Here is a 16,936-nt window from a genome sequence, read left to right on the forward strand (position 1 = left end):
CGCGGGGTGGCGGGTTCGGCGGGGCGTACGGGTACGGGTGCGGGCCGTGCGGGCGGCGCGCCCGGGACCGCCCCGGGCTTCCCGCGCATCGTGGCGCGGGCGGCCCGCGCGCGTGCGGGCCGGGTGGTGCGTGTGGCGCGCGGCCGGGCGGGCGTGTTCGCGGGTGCGGCCGTCCTCGCGCTGGTGGTGTGGTGGCAGGGCGTGGGCGCGTTCCTGGCCGGGCTGCGGGGCGTCGACGTCCCCACCCTGCTGGCGGCCGTGGGCATCGGTGGGTTCACCACGGTGCTCAGCGCGTGGCGTTGGTGCCTCGTGGCACGCGCCCTGGGCATCCGGCTGCCGCTCGGGCGGGCGGTCGCGGACTACTACCGTGCGCTCTTCCTGAACGCGGCGCTGCCCGGTGGTGTCCTCGGCGACGTGCACCGTGCGGTCCGGCACGGTCGGAGCGCCGGTGACGTCGGCCGGGGGGTGCGCGCGGTGGTGATCGAACGGGTCGCGGGCCAGGTGGTCCTGGTCGCGGTCGGCGCGGCGCTGCTGCTCACGCTCGCGGCGCCGGTGCCGCCGTGGGCGGGCCGGGCCGTCGCGGGTGCGGTGGCGGTCGCCGGGGCCGTACTGCTCGCGGTGCTGGTCGTGCGCATGCGCCGGAAGCCCGACGCGGCGGGCCGCGGGCCGCTGGTGCCGGGTGTGTGGGCGGGGGTGCTGGTGTCGTCCGTCGCGGTCCTCGCGGGGTTCCTGACGATGTTCCTGCTCGCGGCACGCGCCGCCGGGGCGTCGGCGCCGGCGGGCGTGCTGCTGCCGCTGATGGTGCTCGCGCTGCTCGCCATGGCGGTGCCGCTGAACGTCGCCGGCTGGGGGCCCCGGGAGGGGGTCGCCGCCTGGGCCTTCGGCGCGGCCGGTCTGGGCGCGGCCCAGGGGCTGACCGTCTCGGTGGTGTACGGGCTACTGAGCCTCGCCGCGAGCCTGCCCGGCGCCGGCGTACTGGCGGCCGACTGGATGGCCGGCCTGCGGCGTACCGAGGTCCAGTTCGAAGAGCGTGTCCTCGCCCAGGGTGACGCGTCGCGTCGGCGGCCGGAGCGCGTCGCGCATGGAGTCCGGTCCGGGGAAGGCCAGTCCGGGGATGCCGTCACCGAGCAGGACCGGTGCCACGGTGAGGTAGAGCCGGTGCAGCGCGCCCTCGTGGAGGAAGCGCGACACGGTGACACCGCCGCCCTCGACGAGTACGCGGCCGAGGCCGCGGCCGGCGAGCTCCCGCACCAGGCTCGCCGGGGCGAACGCCGCACGGTCGCGCAGGGTCAGGACGTCGACGCCGTCGCGGCGGGCGGCGGCCGCCGTACGGGCGCGGTCGGTGTCGCCGTCGGCGGACACGACCCACAAGGTGGGTGCCGCGCTGTCGGTGAACAGCCGGTGCCCGAGCGGTACGCGGCCGTGCGGGTCGAGGACCACGCGCACCGGGTCGTCGCCGGGGCAGGCGCGTACGGTGAGCCGCGGGTCGTCCGCGACGGCGGTGCCGGCGCCGACCACCACCGCGTCGGCGAGGGCGCGCAGGCGGTGCAGGTGGGCGCGGTCCTCCTCGCCGGTGACGTAGTCGGCGTCACCGGTGCGGCTGGCGATGAACCCGTCGAGACTCTGGCCGAGTTGGGCGAACGTGACGTGCGGGCCGGCCAGGCACAGCGGCAGGTAGCGGCGGGCCAGGTCGTCCGCCTCGGGCGTACCGTCGCGCCACCGTGTCCGGCCGTCACCGTAACCGCCACCATCGGCGGTGACGATCAGGCCGGCGCGCTCGGCGGCCGCGACGGACCTGATGCCGCGCAGCCGTTCCCAGGCCTCCGCCGCGTCGACGGCGGGGTGGGCGGTGGGAGCCGCCGTGGAAAGGGAGGAGGCGCCGGTCACCGCACGGCCCGCCGGGACTTCGGGGCCAGCAGGGACAGGTATTCGTCGAACGACTCGGCAAGAGAGGCCAGCAATATTCTTCCCTTTTCGGCCGACGCCCGGGAAGGGCGGCCGATCACTCCGGATTCGGTGTAGGCCCGCATTCCGAGAGACAACAAATGCTTGCGGTCGTCGGCCGTCCAGTCCGCCGTCTCATATCCGGGACGGACCAGTTCCGGATGGTCGTGCAGAAGTATGGACGTCTCCACTTCACCCGCATGCATGTCACTGACGGACGGCGTCAGCACACCGGCCCGTTCCCGTGCGACGTCCCAGTCGGACGGACCGGGAAACAAAGCCATTCTCGTACCGGTTCCCTGTGATTCCTGAACCACATTGCGCAATACGTAGTTGCCACCGTGCCCATTGACCAGAACGAGGTTTTCGACACCGGAGTTCCGGAGCGATCCGGCGATGTCCCGTATGACGGCGCAGAGGGTCGTGGCGGAGATGCTCACGGTCCCCGGCCAGTCGGCATGCTCCTGTGAGCAGGACATCGTCACTGGTGGGAGCAGGTGCACGGGGTGTCTCGCGGCCACCTCGCGCGCGATGGCGCAGGCGACGACGGTGTCCGTCATCAAGGGAAGATACGGCCCGTGCTGCTCGAAACTCCCAATGGGAAGAACGGCGACTTCGGCCTGACTTTCCCTCACATCACCCGTCGTCGTGTCCAGCGGCAGCATACCCAGCGCCGGCATCCGCGGTTGCGGAACTCTCATCATTCCCTCCCCTTTCCTCTCGTCAGTTCCCTCCCACTGCCGGAGGTTACCCGATACGATCGGGCCATGATAGATACCGATGATGTGCTCCGTGACACCACTCGCCGGACGGGCGTCGAGCATGTGGTGAATGTGCAGTTGTCCACCGAGTTCGGTGATTTCCTCGCTGCCGGTTATCGGGACCACGACCGGGGCGAGGAACAAATGGCGTTGGTGTACGGGGACGTCCGGGGGGACGACGTCCTCACCCGCCTGCATTCCGAGTGCCTGACCGGGGACGCCTTCCGGTCCCGGCACTGCGAGTGCGGGGAGCAGCTCTCCGCGGCCCTGCGCGTCATAGTGAGCGAGGGGCGGGGCGTCCTCGTGTACCTGCGGGGTCACGAGGGACGTGGCATCGGCCTGTTGGACAAGCTGCGGGCGATGCGGTTGCAGGCGGAGGGGCTGGACACCGTCGAGGCGAACCTGGCGCTGGGGCTCCCGGACGACGCCCGCGACTACCGGGCGGCGGCCGGGATCCTGCACGACCTCGGTGTGCGGTCCGTACGGCTGCTGTCCAACAACCCGCGCAAGCGGGACGCCTTGCACCAGAACGGGATCGCCGTCAGCGAGCGGGTGCCGCTGCTGATCCCGCCGCGCGAGGAGAACCTCTTCTACCAGGTGACGAAGCGCGAGCGGCTCGGCCACCTCCTTCCGCACCTGCCCGTGGACCTGAGCCGCACGGCTGACACCTCATCAACGACCGGTTGAGACAAGCGCGCTCGCGTTGCGTATTGCCTGACGACGAAGCACCACCGCGGTCCGCGTCACACCCGGATCGCGGCGGAAGGCACGTACCCCCGCGAGGAGCACCGCCGTGTACGTTGAGGACCACGAACACCCGCGCGTCGCCGGTGCGGAGCCCGCCTCCGCGCAGTCCATCATGGAGTCGTTCCAGCGTGTGCTGGACGACCTGGACGCCGCACGCGCCGAACTTCACAACACCGCACCGTTCGGCGGTTCGACGGGCGGTCCCCTCGACGGTCCGCACCCCCGCACTCCCCCGCCCGTCACGGTGGAACCGTTGTGGGCGCGCGACACCAGGCCCCCGCAACACGGCAGGTACAGCGGGTTCCTGACGGAGGCACAGAAGCGGGGGCGTTGGGTCGGCGCGTGCGGGGTGGGCGCGGCCGGCGGTCTCCTCGTGGTGTCCACGATGCTGGCCAACGGCACCCTGACGGCCGGTGAACCCGGTACTCCCGGGCAGCCGGTGCGACCGCCGCAGCAGGACGTGAGCGGCTCCAAGGACACCGTGCGGGAACAGCCCGGCGCACCGAGGCGGACGTACCGGATCCCCCGGCTCCAGCCGGGCGGCGGGGGCTACGGCATCGAGGTCCAGGCCGTCGCCGCCCGGTTCCAGGATCCGCCGGCGGCCCTTCGATGACCGCCACCCCGAACACAACGGCCGGTGCGCACGTACTGCTCCCACGACGACGCAGGAACAGCGCGATGACTGACGAAGGACGGACGAGATGACCGCAGACTCAACCGCCGGAGGCCCGACGCAGCGACGGGGCAGGAGCGTCGCCCTGCTCACCTGCGCCGCGCTGACCGCCGGGGCGCTGGCCGCCGCCGGGGCCGGGGTGCTCCAGCCGCAGCCGGCGAGCGCCTCCAGCCACCGGGAGGCGCCCCTGATCCAGGGGCAGCCGCAGTTCGACACCACGGACGTGTACGCGTTCGTCAGCCCCGACCACCCCGACTCGACGACGCTGGTGGCGAACTGGCTGCCGTTCCAGGAACCGGCGGGCGGCCCCAACTTCTACACCTTCGCCAGTGACGCGCGCTACGACATCCACATCGACAGCGACGGTGACGCCCAGGACGACCTGCTCTACCGGTTCACCTTCACGGACCACCGCAAGAACGAGAACACCTTCCTCTACAACACAGGTGCGGTCGAGAGCCTGGACGACCCCGACCTCAACTTCACGCAGACGTACGACATCGAGCTGCAGCGGCTGAGTCACGGCAAGGTCGCCTCGCGCCACCAGCTGGCGAAGGACCTGCCGGTGGCACCGTCGAACGTCGGCAAGGCGTCGATGCCGGACTACCAGAAGCTCCGTGACCAGGCGGTGCGGAAGGTACCCGGCGGGCTCAAGTCGTTCGCCGGCCAGGCCGACGACCCGTTCTTCCTCGACCTGCGGGTGTTCGACCTGCTGTACGGCGGCGACCTGTCGGAGGTCGGCAACGACACCCTCAAGGGCTACAACGTCAACTCGATCGCCCTCCAGGTGCCCAGCTCCTACCTCAGGCAGTCCGAGGAGCAGCCGGTGATCGGTGTCTACGCGACGACCGAGCGCCAGAACGCCCAGGGCGAGTGGACGCGTGTGTCACGGCTCGGCATGCCGCTGGTCAACGAGGTCGTCAACCCCGTCAAGGACAAGGACAAGTTCAACGCCTCCTCGCCCGAGAACGACGGCGACTTCCTCAAGAACGTCACCGAACCCGAGCTGCCGAAGCTGATCGAGGGCCTCTACAAGATCAAGGCGCCGGCCGAGCCGCGCAACGACCTCGTGTCGGTGTTCCTCACCGGGGTCAAGGACGTCAACCAGCAGCCCGACGGCAAGCCCTCGGAGATGCTGCGCCTCAACACCTCCATCAAGCCGGTCGCCGAGCCGAAGCGGCTGGGCGTGCTCGACGGTGACACCGCCGGGTTCCCCAACGGGCGGCGGCTGACGGACGACGTGCTCGACATCGCGCTGCAGGTCGTCGAGGGCGAACTGGTCGGCGCGAAGAACGACCTGGGCGACTCCGTCGACGCCAACGACAAGGAGTTCGGCCACAGCTTCCCGTACGTGGCGCTGCCCACCGCCGGCTCCGACACCCGGGCCGCGGCCGCCGAGACCAAGTCGGACGCCACGGGCCTGTCCGGCGGGGTCTCCTCGCTCACCTCGTCGTGGGACGACAACACGGTGATGCTCGTCTCGGGCGCCGCGGGCGCGCTGTGCGTCCTGCTCGCCGGCCTGGCCAGGGCGATGTGGTCGCGCACCCGCCGCCGGCCCGGGCGAAGCTCCTGGATCGGCTGACACCGGCGGCCACTCCCCCATGACGGCCCGGCAGCGTCCTTCGTCCCCCACGGCGCTGCCGGGCCCCTCTCTCCCACCCCTCCACCACCGGACGACCGGGCCGGGCCCAGAAGATCGAGGAAGGCACAACGGATGCTCGTAGGGAAGGCGCGGTCCGCCCGATGGCGCGGACTGCCGGGGCGCCGGCGGACCGCGGCGGTCGTGGCGGTGGCGCTCGCGCTCACCGCAGGCTCGGTGGCGTCCGGGGCCGACGGTGACACCGGTCCCGACCGGCGGCCGGCGGCCGGGGCGCTCACGGCGGGCGTACCCCTGGACCGGCTGGCGGCCGGTGATCTGGCACAGGGCATCAACGGCCTGCAACAGCACCTCAAGGACCAGCCGCGGGACGCCACCGGGTGGGCGACGCTGGGCGCGGCGTACGTCGAGCAGGCCAGGACCGGCGGCGATCCGACCCGTTACCCCCAGGCGGAGGAGGCGTTCGCACGCTCGCTGAAGCTGCGCCCCGCCGCCGGCAACGACGCGGCCCTCGCCGGGCAGGCGGCGCTGGCGGCCGCGCGCCACGACTTCGCCGCCGCGCTGCGCCGGGCGGACGAGGCGCTGAAGGTGAACCCGTACAGCGAGCGGGCGCTGGCCACCCGGGTCGACGCCTTCGTCGAACTCGGCCGCTACGACGAGGCGCTGAGCGCGGTCCGGCTCGCCGACCGCCGCCGCCCCGGCATCCCCGTCTTCACGCGCTACGCCTACGTCCTGGAGCTGCGCGGCGACGTGGGCGGGGCGCGCAAGGTGCTGCTGCGCGCCCGCGGCTCCGCGTCCCACGCCGCCGACGCCGCGTACGTCTCCACCTACCTCGGTCAACTCGCCTTCGGGCAGGGCGACTTCCGCGATGCCCTGACACACTTCGGGGCCGCGTTGCGCGCGGACCCGACGTGCGTGCCGGCGCAGGAGGGGCGGGGGCGGGCGTACGCCGCGCTGGGCGACGGCGTCCGCGCGGTGCGCGACCTGGAAGCGGTGGTGCGCCGTCATCCGCTGCCGGGACAGCTCGCCGCGCTCGGTGAACAGTACGAGGCCCTCGGCCGGCGCGACCGGGCGGCGGAGCAGTACGCGCTGGTCCGCACCTGGACCCGGCTCGCCCGGGCGAACGGTGTCGCCACCGATCTCGAGTCCGCCCTGATCGAGGCGGACCACGGGGACGCGGCGGGAGCACTGACAGCGGCGCGCGCCGAATGGGACCGCCGCCGTACCGTCCACACCGCCGACGCCCTCGCCTGGGCACTGCACGTCAACGGCAAGGACAAGGAGGCCATGGTGTACGCGAAGAGGGCGGCGGCCCTGTCCCCCGGGTACCGCAACGCGTCGTTCCTCTTCCACCGGGGCATGATCGAGCGCGCCCTCGGCGACCGGGCGGCCGCGCGCCGCGACCTCACCGCGGCGCTGGAGCTTAACCCCGCCTTCTCGGCGACCGGTGCCCGGGAGGCACGGGCGGCCCTCACCGGGCTCCGGGAGGAGTCATGAGCCGCCGCCACGCCGTACGGGCCGTCGCCACGCTGGTCGCGGGAACGGCCCTGGTGCTGCTGCCCGCCCAGGCGGCGCAGGCCCACCCGCTCGGCAACTTCACCGTCAGTCAGTACGACGGCATCGTCGTCGCCCCGGGCGAGCTGACGGTGGACCACGTGGAGGACCTGGCCGAGATCCCCGCCTCGCAGGAGCGCCGCCGCATCGACACCGACGGGGACGACCGGCTGTCGCCGGCCGAGCTGTCGGCGTGGGCCCGGGCGCGTTGTGACGCGGCGGCCGGGGGCGCGCGCCTGACGGTCGGGGGCGGCGACGCGCGTCCGCTGAAGGCCGCGAAGGCGACGGCGGAGGTGCGCCCCGGCCAGGCGGGCCTGGAGACGCTGCGGGTCACCTGCGCCTCGACGGCTCCGCTGCCGCGCCAGGAGCGCATGGACCTCCGGTACGCACCGGCGGCGGTGTCGGCCGGCCCGGGGTGGCGGGAGATCACCGCACGGGGCGACCGGATGACGCTCGCGGAGTCGGACGTGTCCGGTGACTCGGTCTCCCGGCGGCTGACCGCCTACCCCGACGACCTGCTGTCCTCCCCGCCCGGCTCCCGGTCGGCCGCCCTGTCCGTACGGGCCGGCGGGCCCGCGCTCACCGGGGACGGGGGCGCTTCCGGGTCGGAGGCCTCGCCGACGGGCGGGGTGCTGCCGCGCGGCGCGGACCGCTGGGCGCAGGCGCTGACGGGGCTGGTCGCCCGGCACGAACTGACCGCGGGTTTCGCGGTGCTGGCGCTCGGCGCGGCCCTGCTCCTGGGCGCCATGCACGCGCTGGCCCCGGGGCACGGCAAGACCATGATGGCCGCGGCCGCGGCGGCGGGCGGCCGTAGCTCGCGGCGCGACATGCTGGCCCTCGCGGGTTCGGTGACGCTGACCCACACCCTGGGCGTGTTCGCCCTCGGTGCCCTGATCACGGCGGGTTCGGCGGCGGCGCCCAGTGTGGTGTCCTGGCTGGGCATCGCGAGCGGCACGCTGGTGGCGGTGGCGGGCGGGCTGTTGCTGCGCCGGGCCTGGCGCCGACGCCACCACGCGCACGGCCACAGCCACGGCCACACGCACGGACACGGTCATGGTCACGCACACGCACACGGCGACGGCCACGCACACGACCATGCGCACGACCCTCCACACAGCCACAGCCACGACCACCCGCACGATCACGGTCACGGGCACACGCACTCCCACCTCCCGCCGGCCCCCGGCCTGCGCGGTGTGATCCTCCTCGGGCTGGCCGGCGGCCTGGTGCCGAGTCCGTCCGCCGTGGTCGTGCTGGTCGGCGCGGCCGCCCTCGGCCAGGCGTGGTTCGGGTTCCTGCTGGTGCTGGCGTACGGGGCGGGCGTGGCGCTCACGCTCGCGGTGGCCGGGTTCGCCGTGGTGCGGCTGCGGGAGACCACGAAGCGCCGGCTCGTGGAACGGCCCCGGGGCCGGCTGGTGTCGCTGGCGCAGCGGACGGCTCCGCTCGGCACGGCCGCGGTGGTGCTGGCACTCGGGTGCGGTCTGGTGCTCAGGGGGGCGGCGACTGCTCTGGCCTGAGGGTGAGGGGCTCCGGCGCGGCGGGCAGCGCCTGCTCCGTCCAGATGGTCTTGCCGTCGCGGGTGTAGCGGGTCCCCCACCGCTCGGTCAGCTGGGCCACCAGGAAGAGGCCCCGCCCGCCCTCGTCGGTGCTGCGGGCGCGGCGCAGGTGCGGTGAGGTGCTGCTGGAGTCGGACACCTCGCAGATGAGGTGGCGGTCCCGGACGAGCCGCAGGGTGATCGGGCCGCCGCCGTACCGGTAGGCGTTGGTGACCAGCTCGCTGACGATGAGTTCGGTGGTGAAGAGCATGTCCGCGAGCCCCCACTCGGTGAGGCGGGACTCGGTCAGCGTACGGGCCCGTGCGGGGGCGGTGGGCTCCGCGGGCAGTTCCCAGGTGGCGACCTTCTCGTCCTCGAGGACGCGGGTGCGGGCGACGAGCAGCGCGACGTCGTCCGTGGGGTGGTCGTACAGCAGGGCGTCGCGGACCGCGGCGCACGCCTCCTCCAGGGTGCGGGCGGGCGCGGTGAGCGCCGCGCACAGGTCGGCCACGCGTTCGTCGACGTCCCGCTCGTCGGCGCCCCGGTCGCCGGCCTGGACGAGTCCGTCGGTGTAGAGGGCGAGCAGGCTGCCTTCGTCGAGGTGCAGTTCGGCGGACTCGTACGGCAGGCCGCCCAGGCCCAGGGGCGGTCCGGCGGGCAGGTCGAGGAGGCCGGCCCGGCCGTCGGGGGTGACGAGGGCGGGTGGCGGGTGGCCGGCCCTGGCGAGGGCGCAGTGCCGGGTCACCGGGTCGTAGACGGCGTAGAGGCAGGTCGCGCCGACGACCTGGCGGGAGAGGTCGTCGGTGGGTTCCTGTTCGGCGGCCAGCCGGTCCACGAGGTCGTCGAGATGGGTGAGGACTTCGTCGGGGCCGAGGTCGAGGTTGGCGAGGGTGTGGACCGCGGTGCGCAGTCGGCCCATGGTGGCGGCGGCGTGGATGCCGTGGCCGACCACGTCACCGACGACGAGGGCGACGCGGAGCCCGGACAGCGGGATGACGTCGAACCAGTCGCCGCCGACCCCCGAGGCGGCGTCGGCCGGCAGGTAGAGGTGGGCGGCGTCGACCGCGGGGTGCCGTGGCACCACGTGCGGGAGCAGGCTGTGCTGGAGGGTGAGGGCCGTCTCGTGCTGCTGGGTGTAGCGGCGGGCGTTGTCGATGCAGACGGCGGCGCGCGAGGCGAACTCCTCGGCGAGGGTGACGTCGTCCTCCTCGAACGGTTCGAGCCGCCCGGAGCGCCACAGGCTGAGCAGGCCGAGGACGAGGCCGCGGGCGACCAGGGGCACGACCAGGAGCGAGTGGATGCCCGGGCCGGGGTCGTCCCCGTTCCGCTCCGGTTCGGCGGAGAGCCACGCGGCGGAGCCCTCGGGTCCGGCGTCGAGGAGGGGTTTGCGCTCGGTGAGGCACCGGGCGTGGACGGTCCCCGGCCGGACGTCCAGGGTGCGGCCGACCGGGTGCATCCGCTCCGCCGCGTCGGGCGGGACGGTGCGGACGGCCGCCCGGCGCAGGGGCCCGGCCGTGTCCTGGAGGGGCTCCTCGCCCCGGACGACGGACTCCAGCAGGTCCACGGAGACCCGGTCGGCGAGGCCCTCCACGGCGACCTGGGCCAGTTCGCGTGCCGTCTCGGTGAGGTCCAGGGTGGTCCCGATGCGGGCGCTGGCGTCGTTGAGGAGGGCGAGCCGGCGGCGGGCCCGGTAGCGGTCGGTGACGTCCTCGACGGTCTGGGTCACGCCGAGGACCCGCCCGGAGGGGTCGTGCAGGCGGAAGGCCGACACGGAGACGAACAGTTCGTGGCCGGGGTCGCGCCGCAGGACGCAGGACTGTTCGGCGAAGACGGAGGACCGGCCGGTCTCCAGTACCTCCCGCAGCTGGCCCTCCACGGTGTCGGTGTCGCGCTGGATCAGGAAGTCGCTGGTGCGCAGTCCGCGGTGCTGCTCGGCGGGGATCCCGCTGAACTTGGCGATGGCCCGGTTGACGCGGAGGATCGTGAGGTCGGGGGCGTGTACGGACAGGCCGATCGGTGAGCGGCCGAACAGCCCGTCGAGCACCGAGCGGTCCGTCTCCCACTGGACGACCTCCTCGGCGGGGGCTCCGACGACGAACCACTCGTGGCGGTCGCCGTCCCGGGAGATCGACCGGGCCCGGCAGCCCACCTCGACCCGCCTGCCGTCGCGGTGGCGGACGGGGACGACGCCGAACCAGCCGGGGCCGCGTACGCATGCCGCGACGGCCTCCAGGACGACGTCCCGGTCCCGGGGGTCGACGAGGAAGCCGGCCGCCGGGCGGCCCAGCGCCTCCGCGGCCGGGTATCCGAGGAGTGCCTCGGCCCGTTCGCTCCAGCCGGTGACGGTGCCGCGGTCGTCGAGCACCGCCGAGGCGGAGCGCCGCACGGCGAAAGGGTCTTCGGGACCTTCGCTGAACGTCGTCACCGGTTCGTGCATCGCTGCCACTCTTGCACCTTACGTTTCTGTGGGGAGCGGGGCTCTGGCGAGGAGTACCGCCACGTCGTCCTGCGCCCCCTCGTCGGGGAGCAGCCGGCCGAGGATGTGGTCGCAGATCTCGTCCAGCGGGCGGTCGAGGCGGAGCAGTGAGGCGGCGAGCTGGTCCATGCCCTGGTCGAGGTCCCGGTCGCGGGCCTCGATGAGCCCGTCGGTGTAGAGGACGAGCAGGCCGCCGGGGCCGAGGGGGACGTGTTCGGTGCGGAAGTCCCCCACGCCCGTGCCGAGGGGGGTTCCGGGCGGGCCGTCGAGGAAGGTGACCTTCCCGCGGGGGTCGGCGACGGCGGGCGGGGGGTGGCCGGCGCGGGCGATCAGGCACTGTCCGGTGGCCGGGTCGTGGATGGCGTAGACGCAGGTGGCCATCTCGTTCTCGCCGAGGTCGGCCACGGCGGCGTCCAGGGAGGCCAGGATCCGGTCGGGCGGGACGTCGTGGCGGGCCAGGGTGCGCACCGTGGTGCGCAGTTGTCCCATGACGGCCGCGGCGTGGATGCCGTGGCCCATGACGTCGCCGATGACGAGCCCGGTGCGGCCGCGTGGGAGGGCGATGGCGTCGAACCAGTCGCCGCCGACCTGGTGGTCACTGGTGGGGAGGTACCGTCCGGTGAGGTCCAGGCCGGGCACGTCCGGCAGGGCGTTGTTGGTGAGGCTGCGCCGGAGGGTGAGGGCGGCCTCGCGCTGGCCGGTGTACATCAGGGCGTTGTCGACGTTGAGGGCGGCGCGGGCCGCCAGCTCGTCGACGAGGACGCAGTCCTGCTCGTCGAAGGGTTCGCGGTGGCGCGTACGGGTGACGATGACGGCGCCGAGGACCTTGCCGCGGGCGACCAGCGGTACGAGCCGCGCGGAGCCGAGGCCGGCCAGGTAGGGGCGGAGCCGTTCGGCGTGGGCTTCGCCGACGAGTGCGGGGATGTCGGTCAGGTACAGGTTCATGGGGCGTCCGTCGGCGATGACGCTCTCGTACACGGAGCCGGGCGGAATGCGGTAGGTGAGGCCGACCGCGAGCGCCTCGGACGGTGCGGCGGGGTCGGTGAAGGACACGGCGACCCGGCGCAGCAGGCCGTGGGTGGAGGCGGCGGCCTCCTCGGGGTCGAGCACCTCCTCGCGCAGTTGTACGTCGGCGGAGTCGGCCAGCCGGGGCACGAGCAGGGCGACCACCTCCTCGGCGGTCTGGCGCAGGTCCAGGGTGGTCCCGATGCGGGTGCCGGCCTCGGCCAGCAGGGCGAACCGCCGGCGGGCCCGTTCGGCCTCGATCTGGGCCTGCTGGCCCTCGGTGATGTCGATGAGCGAGGCGACCACGCCCAGTGGCCGGCCGGCGCCGTCGAGGAGCGGTGCGTAGGAGCAGGACCAGATCCGTTCGCGGCCGGGGTCGGCGGGGGTGTGGCCGGTGCGGCGTACGTCGACCACGGCCTCGCCGTCGGCGAGGACCTGGCGCATCACCGTCTCCAGTGCCGCGGCGTTGATCCCGGGGGCGATGTCGACGAGCCGCTTGCCGAGGTGGTCGCGGGCCGGGACGCCGTTCATGCGGGCCAGGGCCTCGTTGACGCGCAGGAAGCGCAGGTCGGTGTTGAGCAGGGCGAGGCCGATCGGCGACTGGCTGAACAGTCCTTCGAGGGCGGCGAGGGAGTCGCGCATGTGGAGGACCGTGGAGGTCTCCACGGCGATGGCAAGGATGCCCGTCCGGCCCCGTGCGTCGGCGGCGGGGCTGAGCCACATCTCCATCTGCACGAAGTGCCCGTCGCGGTGGCGTACGGGGAGGGTGGCGACCAGGGCCTCGCCCGCGAGGACGCGCCGGGACAGGCGCTCGGCCAGTTCCCAGTTGGCCTCCGGGACCAGGGCGGGCTTGGAGTGCCGGCCCATGATCTCGGACGGCAGGTGGCCCAGCACGTCCTGGGCCGCGAGCGACCACTCCACGATGTGGCCCTCTTCGTCGGTCCGCCAGAGCGCGATCGGCAGCAGGTCGCGGAGCACTCCCGCGTACCCCACCGCGGTCAGGGGGTGATCCGGTGCACCACTGGTCGACTCGTGCGTGTCCAACGCGATGACCTCACCACCGGGGCGTGACGCCGCCTCATGGGCTTGGATTCCGAAAAATCATCTTATCCGAGGCGTCAGTCGCCGCGCGTCGGGGCGGGGTGCCGCACCAGGCGCACCGCGGTGGCCGCGACCAGGACGGTCACGCAGGCGGTGAAGGTGAGCCCGGCGCGCTCCAGGCCCAGCCACATCGTCAGCGCGCCCACGCCGACGACCGGCAGGGAGATGCCGGTGTAGGCGACGACGAAGAACGAGGAGACGGTGGCGGCGCGGTGTGCCGGGGGTGCGGCGTCGCCGACGGCGGTGAGCGCGGCGCGGAAGGCGAGACCCTGGCCGAGTCCCCCGCAGACCGCGCCGGCCACCATCAGGGGCAGGCTCTTGGCCCACAGCGAGGCGCCGACGAGCAGGAGGCCGGCGACGAGGACCAGGCAGCCGAGCGGGAGGGCGGTCCGGGTGGTCATGCGGCCGGTCAGGGACTGGCCCGCGGTGGAGGAGAGGAACACCGAGAAGACGACGAGCCCGGTGACGGCGAGGTTGCCGATGCCGAGGGTGTGGGAGACGAAGCTCGGCGCCACGGCGGTGAACAGGCCGAGGAGGGAGAACCCGGCGAACGCGGCGAGGGCGGCCGGCGCGAAGACGCCGCGGACCTCCGGGGGGACGTACAGGCCCTGCGGCCTGGGCCGGGCCTTCGGGCGGGCGTGCGGGACGGTCTCCGGCAGGAGCAGGACGATGGCCGCGGCGACGGCCAGCAGGGCCAGGTGGGCGAGGAACGGCCACGTCAGCGGCAGCGGGGCGTATTGGGCGAGCAGCCCCGACAGGAGGGGTCCGCAGCCCAGGCCGCCCATGTTCGCGGCCGTCGCGGCGAAGCCGGCGCGGGACTTCCGCCCGGGCGCCGCGAGCTCCAGCACGGTGACGGTGCCCGCGCCGCTGAGCAGCCCGGCCGAGAAGCCCGACAGCACCCGGCCGGTGAAGAGGGCGGGCAGCCCGCCCTCCAGCAGGAAGCACACCGCGCTGGCGGCGCCGAAGCCGAGCGCGCACAGCAGGACGGGGCGCCGTCCGGCCACGTCGGAGTGGTTGCCGACCAGCAGGAGGGTGCAGATCACGCCGACGGCGTAGCTGGCGAAGACGACCGTCACCATCAGCTCGGAGAACCCGATCTCGTCGCGGTACAGCCCGTACAGCGGGGTGGGGAGCGTCGTGCCGGCCATGCCGATGGCGAAGACGGCGGCCGCCGCGAGGTAGCCCGGGCGCCGCTCGCCGCGGGAGCGGCTTCGGTGGAACGCGGGAGAGGTTCGGGTCATAACGATCACACTAGGGAAGAAAGTCGATCATTTCGGTACGCCATCGGGCATGAATCGCCACCTTTGGCCCGGATCGCCCGGAAGGGGAACCATGGGAGAAGGAGAGCGGGAGGGCGGGGGCGCCGTCGGGCAGGGCTCCTTCCCGCACCGGGGGGCGCGGCTGGCCTACGAGGTGGCGGGCAGCGGTCCGCTCGCGGTGTACGCGCACGGCGGTTTCGCCGGCCGGGCCGCCGAGGACCGGATGGGCCTGTTCGACTGGGCGCCGGTGGTGGCCGCCGGGCGGCGGCTGGTCCGCTACGACGCCCGCGCGCACGGCCGCTCCACGGGCGGACCGGTGGACGGCGACTACGCCTACCCCGCCCTCGCGGACGACCTGCTGGCCCTGCTCGACCACCTGGGCGCACGCGGGCCGGCCGACGCGATGGGTGCGTCCATGGGGTGCGGGACGGTGCTGCACGCCGCCGTCCGGGCCCCGTGGCGGTTCTCCCGGCTGGTCCTGCTGATCCCGCCGACCGCTTGGACGACACGCGAGGCGTACGCGCGCGGCACCCGCGAGGCCGCGGAGACGGTCGAGCGGGAGGGGGTGGACGCCTGGCTCGCCGGGCGGACGCGCCGGACGCCTCCGCCGGCGGTGGCCGGCGTACCCGACGTCCCGCCGACACCGCACGAGCGGGTGCTGCCGTCCGTCCTGCGGGGCCTCGCCATGTCCGACCTGCCACCGCCCGAGTCGCTCGCCCGGCTGCGGCTGCCGAGCCTGGTGCTGGCCTGGGCGGACGACCCGGGCCACCCGCTGTCCACCGCGGAGACGGCGGCCCGGCTGCTGGGCGCCGGCCTCCATGTGTCCCGCACCCGCGCCGACGTCCGCACCTGGGGGGAGCGCGTCGCGGAGTTCCTCACCCGTCCCGTGGACCCGATGGGCGCAACACCAGGTGCCGGGGACGACCGGTGACCTTACGGTCGTAGTCACCCAGCCGACGGCCCGAAGGAACCTGATGCACTGTCACCGACCCACCACCGGCCGGTTCGTCACCCTCGTCACGACAGCCCTGTGCGTGTCGGCGCTCCTGGGGCTCGCCGCCCCCGACGCCGGGGCCGCCGCGCCCCGTCCCGGCGGACGCGTCGACTGGGACGCCATCGCCCGCTGCGAGTCCAACGGCGACTGGGACGCCAACACCGGCAACGGGCACTACGGCGGGCTCCAGTTCAAGCAGTCGAGCTGGGTGGCGGCGGGCGGCCTGAGGTACGCCCCGCGCGCCGACCTGGCGACCAAGGCCGAGCAGATCGCCACGGCCCGGCGGCTCGCCGCGATGCAGGGCATGGGCGCCTGGGCGTGCGCGCGGCGCCGCTGACCACGCCCGGCACCCGGCCCGGCGCCCACCCGCTCAGAAGTTGCCGTAGTTCACCTGCCACGTGGGCAGGCCCATCCGGCGCCACACGGCGACGACCCGGTCCCGGTCGTCCAGGGAGACCCGTACCGCGTAGCGGTGGCGGACGTGCCGGTCGAACAGCTCGGCCTTCACGAGGTCGTCGCGGCGGCCGTCGCCTGCGGCCCGCATCCACAGCTCGTCGTAGGGCACGTCATGGCGCCGCAGCCACTCCTCCGTCCTCTCGCGGTGCTCCTCGCCCCGCCCGGACAGCAGCACGACGACGTCGCCGTCGGCGCGCCGGAAGGAGTGCAGGGCCTGCCGCACCGAGACATTGAGGAGGTCTTCGCCGCAGCGGGTGAAGTCGTACGGGCCTCGGTCCCCGCGCAGCGCCAGGGTGCCGTCGATGTCGCACAGCACCGCCGACGGCAGCGCCGGGTCGGCGACGTACGGCTCCACGGGCACCTCGTCGTTCAGCCACTCCCCGGTCAGCCGCCACCCGCCCTTGCGGGCCTTGAGGTGCTTGTCGGCCAGGATGCGGATGATGTCCTCGCCGACGGGACGCTCGCGCTCGGCGTCGCGCCGTACGCACTCCTCCAGCGGCACACCGGTGAAGTCGTGCACGACGAAGGACGCCTCGCCGCCGACGGCGGCCTTGAGCCGCTTGGGGATGTGCGGCGTCAGGTGGGTGTTGTCCACGACGACGTCGAAGCCGCCGTCCACGGCCGCCCGGACCGCCGCGTCCTGGATCGCGAGCACCGTCTGCTCATGGGCGTGGGACGACCGCCCGCGCCCCGGCGACGGTATGTCGAGCATGGCGCGCAGGTCGTCGAGGTTGACCCGGCGCATCCGGCCCTCGGACTCCGCCTGGAGGCGGCGCGCCTCGGTGGTCTTCCCGGACGCGGGCAGGCCCGTCATGACGTGTACTACGGGCACGG

General features: G+C 73.9%; 13 protein-coding genes and 1 pseudogene. 8 read left to right on the forward strand and 6 right to left on the reverse strand.

Annotation, left to right across the window (positions count from 1 at the left end; genetic code table 11):
* Positions 1-87 precede the first annotated feature (87 nt).
* Positions 88-1,005 (forward strand): annotated as a pseudogene (locus EIZ62_RS32250) (lysylphosphatidylglycerol synthase domain-containing protein); the annotation flags it as partial.
* Here EIZ62_RS32250 and EIZ62_RS01885 read toward each other — a convergent pair.
* Both EIZ62_RS01885 and EIZ62_RS01890 read right to left on the reverse strand, forming a co-directional pair.
* Entirely contained in the window at positions 937-1,887 is a 951-nt protein-coding gene (locus EIZ62_RS01885) for a RibD family protein (protein WP_156690961.1), read from the reverse strand. The pseudogene EIZ62_RS32250 and the gene EIZ62_RS01885 overlap by 69 nt on opposite strands.
* The gene (locus EIZ62_RS01890; protein WP_156696153.1) at positions 1,884-2,645 is read right to left on the reverse strand and encodes a creatininase family protein; all 762 of its coding nucleotides are present in this window, start codon (positions 2,643-2,645) and stop codon (positions 1,884-1,886) included. Before EIZ62_RS01890 ends, EIZ62_RS01885 begins: the two co-directional genes overlap by 4 nt.
* Before the next feature lie 66 nt (positions 2,646-2,711).
* Between EIZ62_RS01890 and ribA the strand changes: the two genes are divergently transcribed.
* The 5 genes from ribA to EIZ62_RS01915 all read left to right on the forward strand — a co-directional run bounded on the left by ribA (position 2,712) and on the right by EIZ62_RS01915 (position 8,793).
* Positions 2,712-3,392 carry a GTP cyclohydrolase II gene (ribA, locus tag EIZ62_RS01895; protein ID WP_156690962.1) on the forward strand — a complete coding sequence of 227 codons (681 nt, stop codon included), beginning with the start codon at positions 2,712-2,714 and terminating at the stop codon, positions 3,390-3,392.
* A 106-nt stretch (positions 3,393-3,498) separates the two neighbouring features.
* A complete protein-coding gene (locus EIZ62_RS01900) occupies positions 3,499-4,065 on the forward strand; it encodes a hypothetical protein (protein WP_156690963.1) in 567 nt (188 codons plus the stop codon).
* Between the two features lie 88 nt (positions 4,066-4,153).
* A complete protein-coding gene (locus tag EIZ62_RS01905; RefSeq protein WP_156690964.1) occupies positions 4,154-5,707 on the forward strand; it encodes a DUF4331 domain-containing protein in 1,554 nt (517 codons plus the stop codon).
* A 132-nt stretch (positions 5,708-5,839) separates the two neighbouring features.
* Complete coding sequence (locus EIZ62_RS01910) at positions 5,840-7,219, forward strand: tetratricopeptide repeat protein (RefSeq protein WP_156690965.1); 1,380 nt, start codon at positions 5,840-5,842, stop codon at positions 7,217-7,219.
* On the forward strand, positions 7,216-8,793 hold the full coding sequence (locus EIZ62_RS01915) for an urease accessory protein UreH domain-containing protein (protein ID WP_156690966.1): 1,578 nt from the start codon (positions 7,216-7,218) through the stop codon (positions 8,791-8,793). The genes EIZ62_RS01910 and EIZ62_RS01915 overlap by 4 nt, the downstream gene beginning before the upstream one ends.
* On the opposite strand, the gene EIZ62_RS01920 is transcribed toward EIZ62_RS01915, so the two are convergent.
* From EIZ62_RS01920 to EIZ62_RS01930, 3 genes are all read right to left on the reverse strand, one after another.
* Positions 8,765-11,248, reverse strand: coding sequence for a SpoIIE family protein phosphatase (locus tag EIZ62_RS01920; protein WP_156696154.1), 2,484 nt, complete (start codon positions 11,246-11,248; stop codon positions 8,765-8,767). The two genes, EIZ62_RS01915 and EIZ62_RS01920, sit on opposite strands and share 29 nt — an antisense overlap.
* Positions 11,249-11,266: 18 nt before the next feature.
* Complete coding sequence (locus tag EIZ62_RS01925) at positions 11,267-13,336, reverse strand: SpoIIE family protein phosphatase (RefSeq protein WP_156690967.1); 2,070 nt, start codon at positions 13,334-13,336, stop codon at positions 11,267-11,269.
* A gap of 74 nt (positions 13,337-13,410) precedes the next feature.
* Complete coding sequence (locus tag EIZ62_RS01930) at positions 13,411-14,634, reverse strand: MFS transporter (RefSeq protein ID WP_156690968.1); 1,224 nt, start codon at positions 14,632-14,634, stop codon at positions 13,411-13,413.
* Positions 14,635-14,725: 91 nt separating this feature from the next.
* On the opposite strand from EIZ62_RS01930, the gene EIZ62_RS01935 reads away from it, so the two are divergent.
* The gene (locus EIZ62_RS01935; protein ID WP_156690969.1) at positions 14,726-15,583 is read left to right on the forward strand and encodes an alpha/beta fold hydrolase; all 858 of its coding nucleotides are present in this window, start codon (positions 14,726-14,728) and stop codon (positions 15,581-15,583) included.
* A 43-nt stretch (positions 15,584-15,626) separates the two neighbouring features.
* A complete protein-coding gene (locus EIZ62_RS01940) occupies positions 15,627-15,983 on the forward strand; it encodes a transglycosylase family protein (protein WP_156690970.1) in 357 nt (118 codons plus the stop codon).
* 33 nt (positions 15,984-16,016) lie between these two features.
* Here the strand turns inward: EIZ62_RS01940 and EIZ62_RS01945 are convergent, their stop codons facing one another.
* Complete coding sequence (locus EIZ62_RS01945; RefSeq protein WP_156690971.1) at positions 16,017-16,934, reverse strand: phosphatase domain-containing protein; 918 nt, start codon at positions 16,932-16,934, stop codon at positions 16,017-16,019.
* Positions 16,935-16,936 lie beyond the last annotated feature (2 nt).

Source organism: Streptomyces ficellus, assembly GCF_009739905.1.
Lineage (GTDB): Bacteria > Actinomycetota > Actinomycetes > Streptomycetales > Streptomycetaceae > Streptomyces > Streptomyces ficellus_A.